The sequence below is a fragment of the Halorubrum trueperi genome, assembly GCF_042662525.1.
Classification (GTDB): Archaea; Halobacteriota; Halobacteria; order Halobacteriales; family Haloferacaceae; genus Halorubrum; species Halorubrum trueperi.
The window spans coordinates 1-14,401 of sequence record NZ_JBHSXI010000006.1 but is presented as its reverse complement, the minus strand read 5'-3'; the positions used below and the strand labels follow the sequence as shown (position 1 = coordinate 14,401).

General features: G+C 65.3%; 16 protein-coding genes. 9 read left to right on the top strand and 7 right to left on the bottom strand.

Translation table 11 applies throughout. The annotated features are described in order from the left end of the window. Nucleotides 1–2: 2 nt before the first annotated feature. Nucleotides 3–608 (bottom strand): PspA-associated protein PspAB, encoded by a 606-nt coding sequence (gene pspAB, locus ACFQEY_RS05955; RefSeq protein WP_379765790.1) that lies wholly within the window; start codon nucleotides 606–608, stop codon nucleotides 3–5. Between the two features lie 90 nt (nucleotides 609–698). Then, nucleotides 699–1,613 carry an MBL fold metallo-hydrolase gene (locus ACFQEY_RS05950; RefSeq protein ID WP_379765787.1) on the bottom strand — a complete coding sequence of 305 codons (915 nt, stop codon included), beginning with the start codon at nucleotides 1,611–1,613 and terminating at the stop codon, nucleotides 699–701. Nucleotides 1,614–1,786: 173 nt separating this feature from the next. On the opposite strand from ACFQEY_RS05950, the gene ACFQEY_RS05945 reads away from it, so the two are divergent. Then, entirely contained in the window at nucleotides 1,787–2,746 is a 960-nt protein-coding gene (locus tag ACFQEY_RS05945) for an NAD(P)H-binding protein (protein WP_379765784.1), read from the top strand. Next, complete coding sequence (locus tag ACFQEY_RS05940) at nucleotides 2,743–3,420, top strand: DUF7530 family protein (protein ID WP_379765781.1); 678 nt, start codon at nucleotides 2,743–2,745, stop codon at nucleotides 3,418–3,420. Before ACFQEY_RS05945 ends, ACFQEY_RS05940 begins: the two co-directional genes overlap by 4 nt. A gap of 163 nt (nucleotides 3,421–3,583) precedes the next feature. Here ACFQEY_RS05940 and ACFQEY_RS05935 read toward each other — a convergent pair whose 3' ends face one another. Further along, entirely contained in the window at nucleotides 3,584–3,751 is a 168-nt protein-coding gene (locus tag ACFQEY_RS05935; protein ID WP_379766068.1) for a DUF5786 family protein, read from the bottom strand. Nucleotides 3,752–3,899: 148 nt separating this feature from the next. Here ACFQEY_RS05935 and ACFQEY_RS05930 point away from each other — a divergent pair, with 148 nt between their 5' ends. Next, a complete protein-coding gene (locus ACFQEY_RS05930; protein WP_379765778.1) occupies nucleotides 3,900–4,949 on the top strand; it encodes a DUF5784 family protein in 1,050 nt (349 codons plus the stop codon). Between the two features lie 105 nt (nucleotides 4,950–5,054). On the opposite strand, the gene ACFQEY_RS05925 is transcribed toward ACFQEY_RS05930, so the two are convergent. Beyond that, entirely contained in the window at nucleotides 5,055–5,339 is a 285-nt protein-coding gene (locus ACFQEY_RS05925) for a DUF5789 family protein (protein ID WP_379765776.1), read from the bottom strand. A 173-nt stretch (nucleotides 5,340–5,512) separates the two neighbouring features. Here ACFQEY_RS05925 and ACFQEY_RS05920 point away from each other — a divergent pair, with 173 nt between their 5' ends. The 3 genes from ACFQEY_RS05920 (at nucleotide 5,513) to hemB (ending at nucleotide 7,739) form a co-directional block, all read left to right on the top strand. Continuing rightward, entirely contained in the window at nucleotides 5,513–6,322 is an 810-nt protein-coding gene (locus ACFQEY_RS05920; protein WP_379765773.1) for a PHP domain-containing protein, read from the top strand. Nucleotides 6,323–6,456: 134 nt separating this feature from the next. After that, nucleotides 6,457–6,621, top strand: a complete 165-nt coding sequence (locus ACFQEY_RS05915; protein WP_379765770.1) for a DUF6757 family protein — start codon at nucleotides 6,457–6,459, stop codon at nucleotides 6,619–6,621. Between the two features lie 137 nt (nucleotides 6,622–6,758). Beyond that, the gene (hemB, locus tag ACFQEY_RS05910) at nucleotides 6,759–7,739 is read left to right on the top strand and encodes a porphobilinogen synthase (RefSeq protein ID WP_379765767.1); all 981 of its coding nucleotides are present in this window, start codon (nucleotides 6,759–6,761) and stop codon (nucleotides 7,737–7,739) included. 352 nt (nucleotides 7,740–8,091) lie between these two features. Here hemB and ACFQEY_RS05905 read toward each other — a convergent pair whose 3' ends face one another. Beyond that, the gene (locus ACFQEY_RS05905) at nucleotides 8,092–8,334 is read right to left on the bottom strand and encodes a ferredoxin (RefSeq protein ID WP_379765764.1); all 243 of its coding nucleotides are present in this window, start codon (nucleotides 8,332–8,334) and stop codon (nucleotides 8,092–8,094) included. A gap of 125 nt (nucleotides 8,335–8,459) precedes the next feature. Between ACFQEY_RS05905 and ACFQEY_RS05900 the strand changes: the two genes are divergently transcribed. Both ACFQEY_RS05900 and ACFQEY_RS05895 read left to right on the top strand, forming a co-directional pair. Beyond that, the gene (locus ACFQEY_RS05900; protein WP_379765761.1) at nucleotides 8,460–8,714 is read left to right on the top strand and encodes a DUF7967 family protein; all 255 of its coding nucleotides are present in this window, start codon (nucleotides 8,460–8,462) and stop codon (nucleotides 8,712–8,714) included. Nucleotides 8,715–9,212: 498 nt separating this feature from the next. Continuing rightward, entirely contained in the window at nucleotides 9,213–11,855 is a 2,643-nt protein-coding gene (locus ACFQEY_RS05895) for a valine--tRNA ligase (protein ID WP_379765758.1), read from the top strand. A 51-nt stretch (nucleotides 11,856–11,906) separates the two neighbouring features. On the opposite strand, the gene ACFQEY_RS05890 is transcribed toward ACFQEY_RS05895, so the two are convergent. Together ACFQEY_RS05890 and ACFQEY_RS05885 are read right to left on the bottom strand one after the other, a co-directional pair. Beyond that, nucleotides 11,907–12,962, bottom strand: coding sequence for a quinone-dependent dihydroorotate dehydrogenase (locus ACFQEY_RS05890; RefSeq protein WP_379765755.1), 1,056 nt, complete (start codon nucleotides 12,960–12,962; stop codon nucleotides 11,907–11,909). Between the two features lie 148 nt (nucleotides 12,963–13,110). Continuing rightward, nucleotides 13,111–13,314 carry an AbrB/MazE/SpoVT family DNA-binding domain-containing protein gene (locus tag ACFQEY_RS05885; protein ID WP_050024870.1) on the bottom strand — a complete coding sequence of 68 codons (204 nt, stop codon included), beginning with the start codon at nucleotides 13,312–13,314 and terminating at the stop codon, nucleotides 13,111–13,113. A 439-nt stretch (nucleotides 13,315–13,753) separates the two neighbouring features. Here ACFQEY_RS05885 and ACFQEY_RS05880 point away from each other — a divergent pair, with 439 nt between their 5' ends. Continuing rightward, complete coding sequence (locus tag ACFQEY_RS05880; RefSeq protein ID WP_379765751.1) at nucleotides 13,754–14,083, top strand: non-histone chromosomal MC1 family protein; 330 nt, start codon at nucleotides 13,754–13,756, stop codon at nucleotides 14,081–14,083. Nucleotides 14,084–14,401 lie beyond the last annotated feature (318 nt).

Sequence of the window (14,401 nt, the reverse complement as noted above, 5' to 3'; positions counted from 1 at the left end):
GGTCACTCCCACGGGTGATCTCCCGGCGTGTCGGGCCACAGCGGATACCAGTAGGACTCGTCGTCCTCGACGCCGAGTTCCCCGTCGAGAACCGATCGGAGCTTGAACTCGATCCGTTGGTTTCGGTCGTCTGAACCCTTCGGGGCGAACGGGTAGTACGCTCCGCGCCGGAACGAGTAGATCCAGTAGGCGTCGCCGTCCGATCCCTCGAATCCGAACACCGCGGCGAGCAGTCGCGAGCCGAATCCCTCCTCGATGAACTGGTCGGCAGCGAAGTGGACGCTCGTCACGAGATCCTCCGGATCGTCGTCCTCGAGCACGAACCACTGGTAGCCGTGGTCGTCCTCGTGGCGATGAAACCCGGTTCCGGTGTCGACCTCCCCGGCTTCGAGGATGGCCTCCACCGTCTCGACGGCGTCGTCGAACCGGGTGCTGTCGACGCCAGAGAAGCACAGGGCGGCCTCGCCGCAGTGGTCGTAGCCGAGGTCGGCCTCCATCGTCATGTACGCGGTCGACATCCCGAAGAGGTCCTCGGGGTCCGCGTCGCGGGTCGCGTCCGTTTCGGCGCTCGTTCCGAGCACGGCGCGGATCGTATCGAAGATACCCATCTCTGTGCAGTCCTACGCGACGTGGGGTTTAGGTCGTTTCCGTCGACGTCGTTCGCTCTCCGTCGACGTCGTTCCCTCAACCGACGCCGTTCACTCCCCGTCGTCGATGTAATCGAGGTACGCCAAGACGCCGCGCGCGTTCAGGCTCGCGTTGGCCCGGGCGCGCTCCGGGTTCCAGTACTCGGCGTCTCGGCTCGCCGTCTCGAAGTGGTCGACGATGGCGTCGTCGTCGCCCAGCTCTTCGCGCTTCGCCCGGATCGCCTCGACCCACTCCACGTACGCGCGTTTCGCCTCACCGGCCAGTTCCGGCTCGTACTCGCGCGGTCCGAAGTGACCGTAACACAGGTACTCGGGGTCGAGATCCTCGACGGTTCGGATGTCCGCGAGACACTGATCGAGATCGAACTGCGGCGGCGGGCTCGTCGCCAGTACGTCGCCGGTCTCGGGGACGTAGATCCCCGCAGCATCGGCCGCGAAGACGACGTCGGCGTCGGGGTCGTGGAACACCGCGTGATGCGGCGCGTGCCCGGGCGCTTCGTACACCACGAGTTCTCGGTCGCCGAGATCGATGCGATCACCCTCCGCGAGCCCGCGTATCCGGTCTTCGGGGACCGGTGCGGGATCGTCGTAGTACCGCCACTGCTCTTCGACCGCGGATTTCGTTCCGGCGACGAGCGCTCCCGGATCGACGAGGTGTCTCACGCCCTTCTCGGGGACGAGGACCTCGGCGTTCGGGTAGCGCTCCGCGAGGTGTCCCGCCCCGCCCGCGTGGTCGAGGTGCGCGTGCGTCGGGAGGATCCACTCCAGTTCCTCGCGACCGATCCCGATCTCGTCGATCGTCTCAAACAGGGCCTCACGGTTCGCGCCCGTGCCGGTGTCGATCACGATCGGGCGCTCCGCGTCGTACACGTACACGGCTCCGTACTCGTCGGTGTCGAACATCCCGGTGTCGTGGACGTACAGGTCCGCGACCCCGCGAACCGGTTCGAACTCGCCAGCGTGCATGTCGCACCCACTGATGCGGGATCCCTTTTACCAATCGGTACCGGCTCGGTTTGCTCCGCTTCTCCCAATTCTCGCGCGAGCTTCGCTTCTCCCCAGTTGCTCGCGAGTTTCTCTTCGTCTCGGGAGCGGTCCCCGTGGCAGGGTCTTATGGTCGCTGCAGCCGATGGATCGGTATGCGCGTGCTCGTCACCGGAGCCACGGGATTCGTCGGGAGCCGATTGGTCCCGGCGCTCCTTGAACGCGGTCACCGGGTGATCTCGCTCGTCCGCGACGCCGACGGCTACGCTCCGCCGGAGGGGTACGAAGGGCGCGTCCGCGTCGTCGAGGGCGATCTCCTCGATCCCGACTCTCTCCCCCCGGCGTTCGAACTGGACGGCGAACCCGTCGACGCCGCGTACTACCTCGTCCACTCGATGGACGGCGGCCCCGGATACGAGAAGCGGGACCGAAACTGCGCTCGCAACTTCGCCGAGGCCGCCTCGGCGGCGGGCGTCGACAGGGTGGTGTATCTCGGTGGGCTCGGCGAGGACCGGGAGGGCCTTTCCGAACACCTTCGATCCCGTCGGGAGGTCGAACGACTCCTCGCCGCCGGTGACCCGTCGCTCACGACCCTGAGGGCGGCGATCATCGTCGGTGACGGCAGCGCCAGCTTCGAGGTCATCTACGGGCTCGCCCGGCGGCTCCCGGTGATGACGACGCCGAAGTGGGTCGACACGCTGTGTCAGCCGATCGCGATCGACGACGTCGTGGCGTACCTCTCGGGCGTCCTCGAGGTCCCCGAGACCGCCGGAGAAACCTTCGAGATCGGCGGCCCGGACGTGTTGACGTACGCGGAGATCCTCCGCCTGACTCGCCGTCAGCTCGGACATCGACTGTGGATAGTTCGGGTTCCCGTATTGAGCCCGGCGCTCTCGGCGAAGTGGCTGCGGCTGGTGACCGATGTGAATCCCTACCTCGCTCGTTCACTCGTCGAGGGTCTCCGTAACACCGTGATCGTCGAGGATGACCGGATCCGCGATCTCGTCGCGGTCGAACCCACCCCGTTCGAGGTCGCCGTCGCGCGGGCGATCGACGACATGAACGCGGACGCATCGACTGATGTCCCCGTCACCGACGAGGAGCGTCGGTCGTGAGTCGGAACTACGGGGAGACGTGGGTGTACGAGAGCCTCGTCGGTGGCATCCCCGGAATCAGGATCTCACGCGCACTCGCGGTCGCGATCCAGTTCGCCCTGTTCGAGATCGGGGTGGTGGCGCTCGGTTGGTACTACGGGCTGTGGGACGCCGTCCTCGCCGGGACCGTCGCCGTGGCGGTGGCTGCCGCCGGCAGCGTCGAGATGCACCGACTCGGAGCGATCAATCGAAACCTCTCGACACCGCCCGAGCACAAGCGACTGCTGTTCGGATCGAGCGTTGAAATCGTCTTGAGCGTCCTCGCGTTCATCGCGCTCGTGACATACCTTATCAGCTGGGACGGGGCGCTCCTCGATCGCCTATTCGGTCCGAGCCCACCGCTTTCGGTCGTCTACCTCACGCTTTTGATCCTCTGGGATCTCACCTACCGGATCGGAACTTCCTGGTGGAGCGCCGTCGTCGCGCTGTGGCGAGCCGTTCACGTTGATCTCCCTGAGACAGAGGCGGCGCGTGCCCGTCGACTCGACGCGGAGAACGTCGCCTTCTCCGGGCTTCAGTTGGCGCTCGTTCCGTTCCTGCTCGCGGATCCGGTCCTCCTCGGTGCCATCGTGGGCCACGTCCTCGCCGTTGCGGCCGTCTGTACGGCCGCGATCACGATCTCGCGACGGCGGTGACTATGTTGACTGCGGTGACTACGTTGACTGCGATGACTGCGGTGACTACGTTGGCTGCGGTGGTTCCGTTGCCAGCGATCGCGATGCCCAGGCACTACTGGCGACGCGCTCGAACAACTTCGAAAATCGTCCGATCAGCAGAATGGTGGCGTCCGATCTCCGCTCACTTCCCCTGCAGCTCCTGGAACTTGTCGAGGAGTGCCTCCGCGGAGTCGCCGGAGTCGTACGTGAGCGATCCGGAGTACTCCGGCCGCTCGGCGTCGAAATCGGCATCGACTTCACTGGTCTTCTTCTCGCGACGCTCGTGTTCGGCCTCGTCATAGGCACCCATTGACATGGTACACGCTCACTTAGAAACAATCCGTCATATATGTGTCGATAAGCTGTCTAATATGTGAAATGAACCGTCGAGGCGGATTCGAAACGGGGCCGTCCCGAACGACCGGAACCAATTAACCCCGGCGTGCGGTAGCACGGTCGTGGCACAACCGCTCCGATTCAGGCGCTCGTCCGGTCGCTGGAGCGCCGACCGGGTCCGATCGCAGCTCGAACGACCGCTCGACGAGAACCTCGGAGCGACCGCCGGTTCCCCGTGGTTCGGTGCCCCGCCCGGTTACGAGGCTCGACGGTTCGACATGGACGACGGCTCGTTCGCGCTGTTCTGCTGGACCGACCGCGACGACGACCCGCCGCCGGGGGCGGACGGCGGACCGGCCGGCTACTGGATCGGGAACACGGAGACGCCGAGCGAACTCTGGCGGACGGACAAGTACGGCTTCGACGAGGCTCCGTACCCCGTCTCTCGGTGGGTGCAACGGGAGCTGCTCGCGGGGCTCCACGACGACGAGCCGTGGCTCGCGGCGTACCCGCACGTCTCGTGGTACTTCCTCCCGGTGTTTTGTTCGAAAGACGGCGCGGAAACGACGCGGGCGTTCTTCCGCGATCACGCCGCCGGCTTTCCGGACGCGAGTCGGGACGAGGGAACGGGATTCGTCGAGGAGACGCTCCGTCCGGGGACGCTCGACGAGTACCGGGCGACGATGGCCGGCAAGCTCGGGACGTCGGCGTCGCTCGATCTGGTGCGAATGAGCGCGACCATCGCGGAGTTCACCGCGGCGCGGATCCTCACCGACGCCGGGTACGACGTGACCCCTGAGATAGAGGTTACGACGGGTCACTCGCTCGACTATCGCGCGACCGACCCCCACACCGGCGAGGCCTGGCTGGTCGAGGTGACCCGTCCGCAACCGGTGTCCGGCCGATCGGCGAACGATCCGGTCGCGGCCGTCCGTGACACCGCGGAGACGAAGACGAGCGGACAGTTGGCGGCTCACGCCGGCGGCGTCATCCTCTTCGTCGACTGCACGTCGTTCCCCGCGGACGACTGGGCGGCGGTCCGCGAGGCCACTCCCGACGTTCGTCACCGGCCGGCCGTCGTGCTCCGTGCGCGCCCGAACGGGCATGTCGAAGGGTATCGAAAGGGGTCGGTGCCGCTCGACTTGTCGGCCGTTATCGATTGGATCGCGTAGCTGCAGATCGCGTAGCTACCGCCGAGCGGCTCCGGAACTGACCGCGCCAGACCAGCCGGTCCTGACGTAAGTTCTCGAAAAACGACCGGACGTTCCGACTACGGCTCAGAACGAGACCGGCGACGGTCCGTCCTCGGCGTCGGTCGTCGGGTCCCGGTCCGAGTAGAACCGTCGACCGATCCCGCGATGACAGACGCCGGCCCGGAGCGTCGTGAACACGTCCTCGACGTCGTCGAACGTCTGGTCCCCGAACCGCTCCAGCACGTCTCCGAGACGCTCGGAGCCGTCGGCGAGCTCTACGGTCGCGTTCCCGTGGGCCGCGATCAGTTCTTCCGAGGTCGTCGGATATTGGTGCCGTTCGAGTCGATCGTCGACGCTGTTCAAGCGCATCAACTACTGCAAATCACCGCCGGTTCTTAATGATTGTCCATGTACAACCTTAGTCGGGGTGCATTCATTAAACGTCATTATATTCCATGATGTTTCATGACGTTCGGTATCTTCGACCGCCGCTGCCGACCGCCGACCGCCGCCGCTTAGTACGGGGCTGTCGAAGGGATTCCATGGATACGGACCGGATCGTCGCCGACCTCCACGCGCACACGACGGTCTCCGACGGGACGATGACGGCCGCGGAGCTCGCCGGCGTCGCTCGCGAGGTCGGACTCGATTGGGTCGCGATCACGGATCACGACCGGATCCATCCGGATCTCGACGCGGCCGTCGTCGAGCGCGCCGGGGTTCGGGTCGTTCGAGGGATCGAACTGCGCGTCGACGCCGGGTTCGAACGACTCGATCTCCTCGGCTACGCGGTCGAACACACCACCGAACTCGACGCCGAGATCGAGCGTCTCCAGACCGATCGCGAGCGGCGCGGGGCCGCGATCCTCGACGCTGTCGAGGAGCGGTTGGGTCTCGAACTCGGCGTCGATCCCCGTCCGGGGCTCGGACGCCCGCACATCGCCCGCGCGATCGAAAACTCCCCGGCCCCGTACGACTACGCCGACGCCTTCGACGAACTGATCGGAAACGACGGTCCGTGCTTCGTCGCCCGTGACGTGACCGACCTGGAGCGCGGGGTCGAACTCCTCCGTAACGCGTCCGCGATCGTCGGCCTCGCACATCCGTTCCGCTACGACGACGTCGACGCCGCCATCGACGTCGCTCGCGACCTCGACGCGATCGAGCGCTTCTACCCGTACGGTCGCGCGGTCGACGACGCCCGCATCGAGCGCGCCGCCGTCGAGGACGACCTCCTCCTGACCGGCGGGACCGACGCCCACGACCGGACGCTCGCCGAGGCAGGGGTGACCGCCGAGGCGTTCGCGCCGATCCGCGAGCGGCTCCCCGATCCGGTGGTCGACGTCGCCTGATCGGACCGATCTCGTTTTGAACCCATCACGAACTTCCCGGTGTGAACCACCTTTCGTCCGAACTACCTCTCGGAGCGATCGCGCCATCCCGATCGACGAACAGGGTTAAGCCCGACGCCGATAGAGGTGGCGACATGCGGTGTCACTACTGCGAGCGGGAGGCCACGTACGAGGCGGAGCAGAGCGGCGTGGTCGTCGGACTCTGCGAGAATCACTTCAAGCAGCGCGTCGAGGAGCTCGCGGAATCTGACGAACTCGCTTCCCTCCGCGATCGGATCGACATCGAACCGTCGGAGTAGCCGCGCTGTCACGGAATCGACGCTCCCGATATCGAAATCGCCGCACTCTTGTCGGAGTCGCCGTCCTGTCGTCGTTCCCCGCTCCTCCTTTCGCCGCGGACGGATCATAAAAGACCGCTCGGGGCCAACGCGAAGGTATGTACCCCACCGACCGGCCGCGACGCCTCCGGACCGACGGCGTTCGTCCGCTCGTCAGCGAGACCTCGCTGTCGGCGTCGGATCTCGTCGCGCCCGTCTTCGTCGACGCCACGACAGATGAACGCGTGCCGATCGAGACGATGCCGGGCCACGAGCGCGTGCCGGTGGACGAGGCCGTCGACCGCGTCGAAGAAATTCTGGAGCCCGGCGTCGAGGCCGTGATCCTCTTCGGAATCCCCGAGTCGAAGGACTCCGAGGGCAGCCGGGCGTACGCCGAGGACGGCGTCGTCCAGCGCGCGATCCGTCGGATCGCCGCCGAGACCGACGCGTACGTGATCGGTGACGTCTGCCTCTGTGAGTACACCGACCACGGACACTGCGGCGTGATCGAGGAGTCGGCGGCGACGGACCCGACGCTCACCGTGAAGAACGACGAGACGCTGGAGTTGCTCGCCCGGACCGCGGTCTCGCAGGCGGATGCGGGTGCGGACATGGTCGCGCCCTCTGCGATGACCGACGGCCAGGTCCGCGCCATCCGCGAGGCGCTCGACGACGGGGGCTACGAGGACGTGGCGCTCATGAGCTACGCCGTCAAGTACGAGTCGGCCTTCTACGGCCCCTTCCGCGACGCCGCCGACGGCGCGCCCGCCTTCGGCGACCGCCGGCACTATCAGATGGATCCGGCGAACCGCCGGGAGGCGCTCCGCGAGGCCCGGATCGACGCCGAGGAGGGCGCGGACGTCCTGATGGTGAAACCCGGGCTCCCCTACCTCGACGTCGTCGCCGACCTCCGCGAGGAGTTCGATCACCCAATCGCCGCGTACAACGTCTCCGGCGAGTACGCGATGTTGCACGCGGCCGCCGAGAAGGGGTGGCTCGACCTGGACGAAACCGCCCACGAGTCGCTCCTGTCGCTCAAGCGCGCGGGCGCGGACATGATCATCACCTACTTCGCCGAGGACCTCGCCGACCGCTTATAAATGATATCGGGCGGGGATCGACGCGCTCGCTACTCATTCACCGTGGCGCGCGCCTGCGAGCGCCCCGCGGGCGCGAGCCAGCCCGTGCGAGGGACGCGGTGAGCGCGCGAAGAGCGCGAACCGCGAGGCTAGGGAGGTGTGAGGTGCTGTGCGGGGTGGGATTCAAAGGGGCAGCCCCGCTCGGCGAACCCCAGCGACGCAAGCACCGCAAGGAGTGAGTGAAACGAACGACTGAGGAGCGCAGCGAGCTGTGGGAGCCGAGCGTGGCTGGGGCTTTGTACGTGTTCACCGCGGAGTCAACGATTTATACGTAAGCGGCTGGGGCTTTGGAGGCAGTCACCGCCAAGTCCTATTACACGACTTGCTCGCCGTCGTCGTCGTATACCTCGATGGCGTCGACCGGGCAGACCCGTGCCGCGAACTTCGCGTCGAACTCCTCGCCGTCCGGCACGTCGACCACGAACACGTCCTCGTCTTGCTCCTCGCTCCCCCGGAGGTCGGCTTTCCCGTCGTTCAGGTTCTTCTCGAAGGCGTCCCACTCGGCGACGCACTGGTACATCCCGACGCAGGTGTCGCGGTCGAACTTCACGCGCATGCCTCCCGGTTCGACGAGGCGGTACAAAGCGCTGGCGACGAGGCGATGAAGCGATCGAGAACGTCCCCGCACGGGCACCCGCCGCGACCGTCCTTTTTAAGCATCGCAGGATTCGATAGTCGCGCATGACCACGGTCTGGCTCGTCGATCGACAGTTCGACTCGAAGGGGCTCGTGCGGCTCACCTACGCCACGGAGGACGGCGAGCGGATGCACACGAAGGAACTGGCCGAGCAGCGACTCGTCACGGGCGGCGGGATCACCGCCGGACGCGACGTCGACGAGACCGCGCTCGGGGAGAGTCCGGACGACGAGATCGAGCGGTTCGCCGCGGAGGCGTCGCGGATGGCGGCCGAACACGACCTCGACGACGTGGTTTAAGACCTGGTGTACGGTGTTCCGGGTGTTCGACCCCGATGTCGCCGGCGATCGATAACGTCGACGACGAGGCCCCCCGGAACGGTTCTGCTCCCCGGCCGCTCGTTTATAAATGGTTGCCGACACCAGTTCGACCGTGAACACCTCCAAAGCCCCAGCCACTCACTTATAAACGGTTGACAGCGGATCGACGGGGAACACCTCCAAAGCCCCAGCTACGAGGAACGCGCAGGCTCGTTGCGCGCCTTTGAGTCCCGCCCCGCCCCGCACCGCACAGCGACCGCGCCTCACGCCTCCCCAGCCTCGGGGCTCCTTTCAGTCGCCCCGTCCCTCGCGGGCTCCTCGCGGCCTGTCGGCCGCTCGGAGGCGCGCCACCGCTCGGAGGCACGCCACCGGTCCGTTCATTCATAAACGGCCGTTCCAGGTGGCTCGCACGTGTTCTCGAAGCGAGCCTACCCAACCGAGGCCGTTAAGGGGGAACCGCCGGAAGGTGAGCGTGAAATGCCCAGTGGTGAGTACGACCCGGACGCCGCCGAGCCGCGGTGGCAGCGGCGATGGGTCGACGAGGAGACGTACGCCTACCCCGACGACGACCCGGTCGATCCGAACACCGTCTTCTCCATCGACACGCCCCCGCCGACGGTATCGGGGAGCCTCCACATGGGCCACCTGTACGGTTTCACCCTCCAGGACTTCGTCGCGCGCTTCGAGCGCATGAACGGCGGCGAGACGTTCTTCCCGTTCGGTTACGATGACAACGGGATCGCCTCCGAGCGCCTCACCGAGGAGGAGCTCGACATCCGCCACCAGGACTTCGAGCGCCGCGAGTTTCAGGCGAAGTGCCGGGAGATCTGCGCGCAGTACGAAGAGCAGTTCACCGAGAACGTCCAGTCGCTCGGCGTCTCGGTCGACTGGAACCACACGTACCAGACCATCGAACCCCGCGTCCAGCGCGTCTCCCAGTTGTCGTTCGTCGACCTGTACGAGCAGGGACGCGAGTATCGCGAGAAGGCCCCCGCGATCTGGTGTCCCGAGTGCGAGACGGCGATCTCGCAGGTCGAGACCGAAGACGACGAGCAGGCCAGCCACTTCCACGACATCGCCTTCGACGTCGTCGGGGGCGGAGCGAGCGACGACACCCCCGCAAGCGAGGAGTTCGTCATCTCCACGACGCGTCCGGAGCTCCTCCCGGCCTGCGTCGCCGTGTTCGTCCATCCCGACGACGACGAGAATCAGGACCTCGTCGGCGAGTCCGCGGAGGTCCCCTTATTCGGCCACGAGGTGCCGATCATCGCCGACGAGCGCGTCGACATGGAGACCGGCTCCGGGATCGTGATGTGCTGTACGTTCGGCGACCAGAACGACATCGAGTGGTACCAGGTCCACGACCTGGACCTCCGGGTCGCTATCGACGAATCCGGTCACATGACCGAGGTCGCCGAGGCGTACGAGGGGATGGACTCCGACGAGGCTCGTGAGAGCATCGTCGAGGACTTAGACGCCGCGGGCGCGCTGCTCGACCGCCGTGATATCACGCACACGGTCAACGTCCACGAGCGCTGCGGGACGAGCGTCGAATTCCTCGTCACGGAACAGTGGTACATCGAGATGCTCGACAAGACCGACGAGTACCTCGAGATCGGTCGGGAGATGGAGTGGTCCCCCGAGAAGATGTTCACTCGGTACGAACACTGGGTCGAGGGGCTCCAGTGGGACTGGCTCATCTCTCGACAGCGCTCCTCGGGCATCCCGTTCCCGGTGTGGTACTGCGAGGACTGCGGCGAGGTCGTCGTCGCCGAGAAAACGGACCTCCCCGTCGATCCCCTCTCCGACGATCCGTCGGTCGACGCCTGTCCCGAGTGCGGCCACGACGCGTTCGAACCGGAAGACGACGTGCTCGATACGTGGGCGACGTCAAGTCTGACACCGCTCATCAACGCCGGCTGGGACTGGGACGAGGTGGCCGAGGAGTTCACGATGGAACACCCGGAACTGTATCGATTCGACCTCCGCCCACAGGGTCACGACATCATCAGCTTCTGGCTGTTCCACACCCTCGTCAAGTGTTACGAGCACACCGGTGAGGTCCCGTTCGAGGAGACGATGATCAATGGGCACGTCCTCGACGAGAACCGCGAGAAGATGTCCAAATCCGTCGGTAACGTCGTCGAACCTGATGCGGTGCTGGAGGAATTCCCGGTCGACGCCACGCGTTACTGGGCCGCCGGCACCGCCGTCGGCGACGACTTTCCGTTCAAGGAGAAGGACCTCCGCGCGGGCGAGAAGCTCATCCGAAAGCTGTGGAACGCCTCCAAGCTCGTCGAGTCGCTGGCTCCGGAGCCGTATCCTGACGCACCGGCCGACGGGGACCTCCGCGAACTCGATCGGTGGCTGCTGGCCGAGCTCGACGACGAGATCGATCGCCTCACCGAACTGTTCGAGAACCGCGCGTTCTCGAAGGCTCGAGACGAACTCCGGAGCTTCTTCTGGAACACCTTCTGTGACGATTACCTCGAGATCGCGAAGCAACGCGAGGACGACGCCGCGGCGTACACGCTCCGGACGGTGCACCGACGCTTCTTGAAGCTGTTCGCCCCGCTCCTCGCGCACGTCACGGAAGAACTGTGGCACGACATGTACGCCGACGGGGCGAGTGATTCGATCCACCGCACCGACTGGCCGACGCCCCTCGGACTCGACGCGGACCACGACGCGGGCGCGGCGGCCACATCGGTCGTCGGCACCCTCCGGAAGTACAAGAGCGGGAACCAGCTTCCGCTGAACGCCGAACTTGACGCAGTCGAGGTTTACGCCGACGTCCGCGGCTTCGAGGCCGACATCACCGGCGTGATGCACGTGGCCGATCTCACGGTCCACCCCGACGGCGACGCGCCGGTCGAGACGGTGATAACCGGAATCGACCTCGACTACGCGACCGTCGGTCCGAAGTACGGTGATCGGGTCGGAGACATCGAGGCTGCGCTCGCCCAGGGGGACTACGAGATCGACGGCGACGAACTGCACGTCGCGGACGTCACGCTCGTCGGCGACGAGTTCTCGATCGAGGAGGAGCGGCAGTACCGGGGTGAGGGCGAACTGTTGGAGGCCGACGACGTCGTCGTCATCGTCCGCAACGAGGCGTAGGCCGTTTGACCATCGGCGATCTCCCCGGACTACCGCTCGGCGAGGGACCTGTCAGAGATCCGCGCCGACCGCATCGTCCACCGAGTCGAAGCCGTCACGGTCGAGCAGGTCGAGAATCCCTTCGTTGATATCGCGCGCGAGGCCCGGTCCCTCGTACACGAGCCCGGTGTACAACTGCACGAGCGACGAACCAGCCCGTATCTTCTCGTAGGCGCTGGCCGCGTCCGAGATTCCGCCGACACCGATTACCGGAACGTCAGTGCGTTCGGCGACGAATCGTATTCGATCGGTGGCGATAGCCTCGATCGGCTTTCCGGAGAGTCCTCCCCGCTCGGCCCGATGTGGGCTCTTCAGCGATCCGGGTCGCGACGTGGTCGTGTTGGTTGCGATGACGCCGTCGAGATCGAGCTCGTCGATGACGCCGAGCGCGTCTTCGACGGCGGGCTCGGGGAGATCGGGCGAGAGCTTCACGAGGAGGGGGGCTGCACCCGAGTCCACGAGCCCGCCGAGTATCTCAGCTAACGCGTCTCGGTTCTGAAGCTCGCGCAGCCCGGGGGTGTTCGGGCTGGAGACGTTGACGACGAAGTAATCACCCGCACCCGCGACGCGCTCGTAGGTGTACAGGTAGTCGTCGGGTGCCTCGGAAAGCGGGGTCGACTTCGATTTTCCGATATTGATCCCGAGCGGAACGTCGGGCGTCGGTTCGCGATCGAGGCGTTCACCGACGGCGTCCGCGCCCTCGTTGTTGAACCCCATTCGGTTTATCAGCGCCTCGTCCTCTCGGAGCCGGAACAGTCGCGGTCGCGGGTTCCCGGGCTGTCGTTCGGCCGTCACGCCGCCGATCTCGACGTGCCCGAACCCGAGGGCTGCGAGCGCTCGCGGGATTTCCGCGTTCTTGTCGAATCCGGCCGCGATGCCCACGGGATTCGCGAAGTCGCGTTCGAACGCTTCGACCGCCAGCCGGGGATCGTCGACGACGTACCGGCTACTGAGGAGTCGCGTCGCCGGGGTTCCCTGTACGGCTCGTAACAGTTGGTGTGTCAGTCCGTGTGCCGTCTCCGGTGGGAGTCCGAACAGCGCCGGTTTCAACAGATCGTACGCGCCCATCGTTTCGGCCTCGTCGCGGATGCGTATCAATCCGCCGACCGACCAAGGGTATCCCCCATCGACTCTCCTGTGGACACGAGAGATTGTTGGAGAAAGCGGCGATTCGGCTGGACCTCGGTACGACAGACGTCGAAAACGGAGGGATGGCTCAGAAGTCGTGTTCGAGATCTTCGGGGCTGGAGTCCGCCTTCTGGATGATTATCTTTCCGTCTCGGACCCGAACGAACACCTCGTCGCCAATCTCCATGCCGGCGACGGCGAGTTCGTCCTCGTGGAGGTTCACGTGGACGTTGTGGTACTCCCCGTCGTCGTCCTTCGCGCCACTCGGGCTGAGCTTCTTTTTACGAACCATCGCGGTTGTACTGGTCGCACTTCGCCATAGCAGACACATAAGTGTTGTTTACGTAAGTGCACGGAGGAAGCCCGGCCTGCAGGGGAAACGAACCCGATAACTCTTCCCAAAACTCCTCCACAAACCGTGCTGTACGCGTCGGACGGCTGTTTTGCATTCGTACCGCTCTCGCATTTCCCGACTAACCCGCCTTCAGGCCCCGGTTCGTTCCGAGCCCCCGCTCGCATCCTCGGAATGTCGCTACTACCGCCCCGATCGGGGTCGCGCCGCCACCCTACTGATCGCATCAATCCCTCGAGCGAGAATCTCCCGTTCGACCGGCGAGGTCCCAAATCGCTAGCCGCTGTAGAGTTAATATATAAATGTTTTGCTGAGCAGCTTTCATTTCCCCGATATATTTATTACAGACTGTGTGCTGGGTTCGCACGGAGGATAAACCATGGTACGTGAAGACGGTAAGCGAAACTTCGCCCTTCGAGAGGAAGACGGATCGGAACCGAGCGAGTTTTCCGGCAACATGCCTCGGCAAGCCGCGCTCAAGGCGGCTCGCACGCTCGACCCCGCACCTTCGGAAGCGGAGGCGGAGCGTGTCACGCTCCGCCTCCGCGAGAAGGGGACGGAGAAGATCCACGAATACGAGGGTTGGGCGTGGAAAGACAGCGCTCCCGAGGTCGACGATGCAGAAGACGACTTCTGGCTCAACGACCTCGACGACATCACGAAAGCCAACGTCTCGAAACAGGGTATCGAGTATATCGACGAGGAATAGCCTAACGCTCGTCTGAGTTTTTTCGACAGGTGTCCACACCGCTTGAGCTGTGGGCTCGCTCACAGTTCCCCGCCATGAAACCGCATGACGTGGCGTCGATAGTTCGACGGGGTTAAATACAACCCGGGCATCGTGACTAATGCGAAGAACGCATCCGCGAATTCGGGCCGTTCAACTCGGCCCGGTTTCGCTGGGTCTGATACGCTTCGATGGGTTTATGACCTCTCGAAGGGTACATTCAGATCCGCGAAGATGAGGATTCCGCCCCCTGCGCTCCGGCGTAAGCGGGAATCTGATGTGAGCTTTGGTAGTTCGGTG

What these genes read in the sequence shown, in the direction of transcription:
- ACFQEY_RS05885 (WP_050024870.1), bottom strand. Translation starts at nt 13,314, where the DNA reads ATGGTTCGTAAAAAGAAGCTCAGCCCGAGTGGCGCGAAGGACGACGAC.
- ACFQEY_RS05915 (WP_379765770.1), top strand. Translation starts at nt 6,457, where the DNA reads ATGCGGTGTCACTACTGCGAGCGGGAGGCCACGTACGAGGCGGAGCAG.
- ACFQEY_RS05895 (WP_379765758.1), top strand. Translation starts at nt 9,213, where the DNA reads ATGCCCAGTGGTGAGTACGACCCGGACGCCGCCGAGCCGCGGTGGCAG.
- pspAB (WP_379765790.1), bottom strand. Translation starts at nt 608, where the DNA reads ATGGGTATCTTCGATACGATCCGCGCCGTGCTCGGAACGAGCGCCGAA.
- ACFQEY_RS05890 (WP_379765755.1), bottom strand. Translation starts at nt 12,962, where the DNA reads ATGGGCGCGTACGATCTGTTGAAACCGGCGCTGTTCGGACTCCCACCG.
- ACFQEY_RS05945 (WP_379765784.1), top strand. Translation starts at nt 1,787, where the DNA reads ATGCGCGTGCTCGTCACCGGAGCCACGGGATTCGTCGGGAGCCGATTG.
- ACFQEY_RS05880 (WP_379765751.1), top strand. Translation starts at nt 13,754, where the DNA reads ATGGTACGTGAAGACGGTAAGCGAAACTTCGCCCTTCGAGAGGAAGAC.
- ACFQEY_RS05905 (WP_379765764.1), bottom strand. Translation starts at nt 8,334, where the DNA reads ATGCGCGTGAAGTTCGACCGCGACACCTGCGTCGGGATGTACCAGTGC.
- ACFQEY_RS05925 (WP_379765776.1), bottom strand. Translation starts at nt 5,339, where the DNA reads ATGCGCTTGAACAGCGTCGACGATCGACTCGAACGGCACCAATATCCG.
- ACFQEY_RS05935 (WP_379766068.1), bottom strand. Translation starts at nt 3,751, where the DNA reads ATGGGTGCCTATGACGAGGCCGAACACGAGCGTCGCGAGAAGAAGACC.
- ACFQEY_RS05950 (WP_379765787.1), bottom strand. Translation starts at nt 1,613, where the DNA reads ATGCACGCTGGCGAGTTCGAACCGGTTCGCGGGGTCGCGGACCTGTAC.
- hemB (WP_379765767.1), top strand. Translation starts at nt 6,759, where the DNA reads ATGTACCCCACCGACCGGCCGCGACGCCTCCGGACCGACGGCGTTCGT.
- ACFQEY_RS05900 (WP_379765761.1), top strand. Translation starts at nt 8,460, where the DNA reads ATGACCACGGTCTGGCTCGTCGATCGACAGTTCGACTCGAAGGGGCTC.
- ACFQEY_RS05920 (WP_379765773.1), top strand. Translation starts at nt 5,513, where the DNA reads ATGGATACGGACCGGATCGTCGCCGACCTCCACGCGCACACGACGGTC.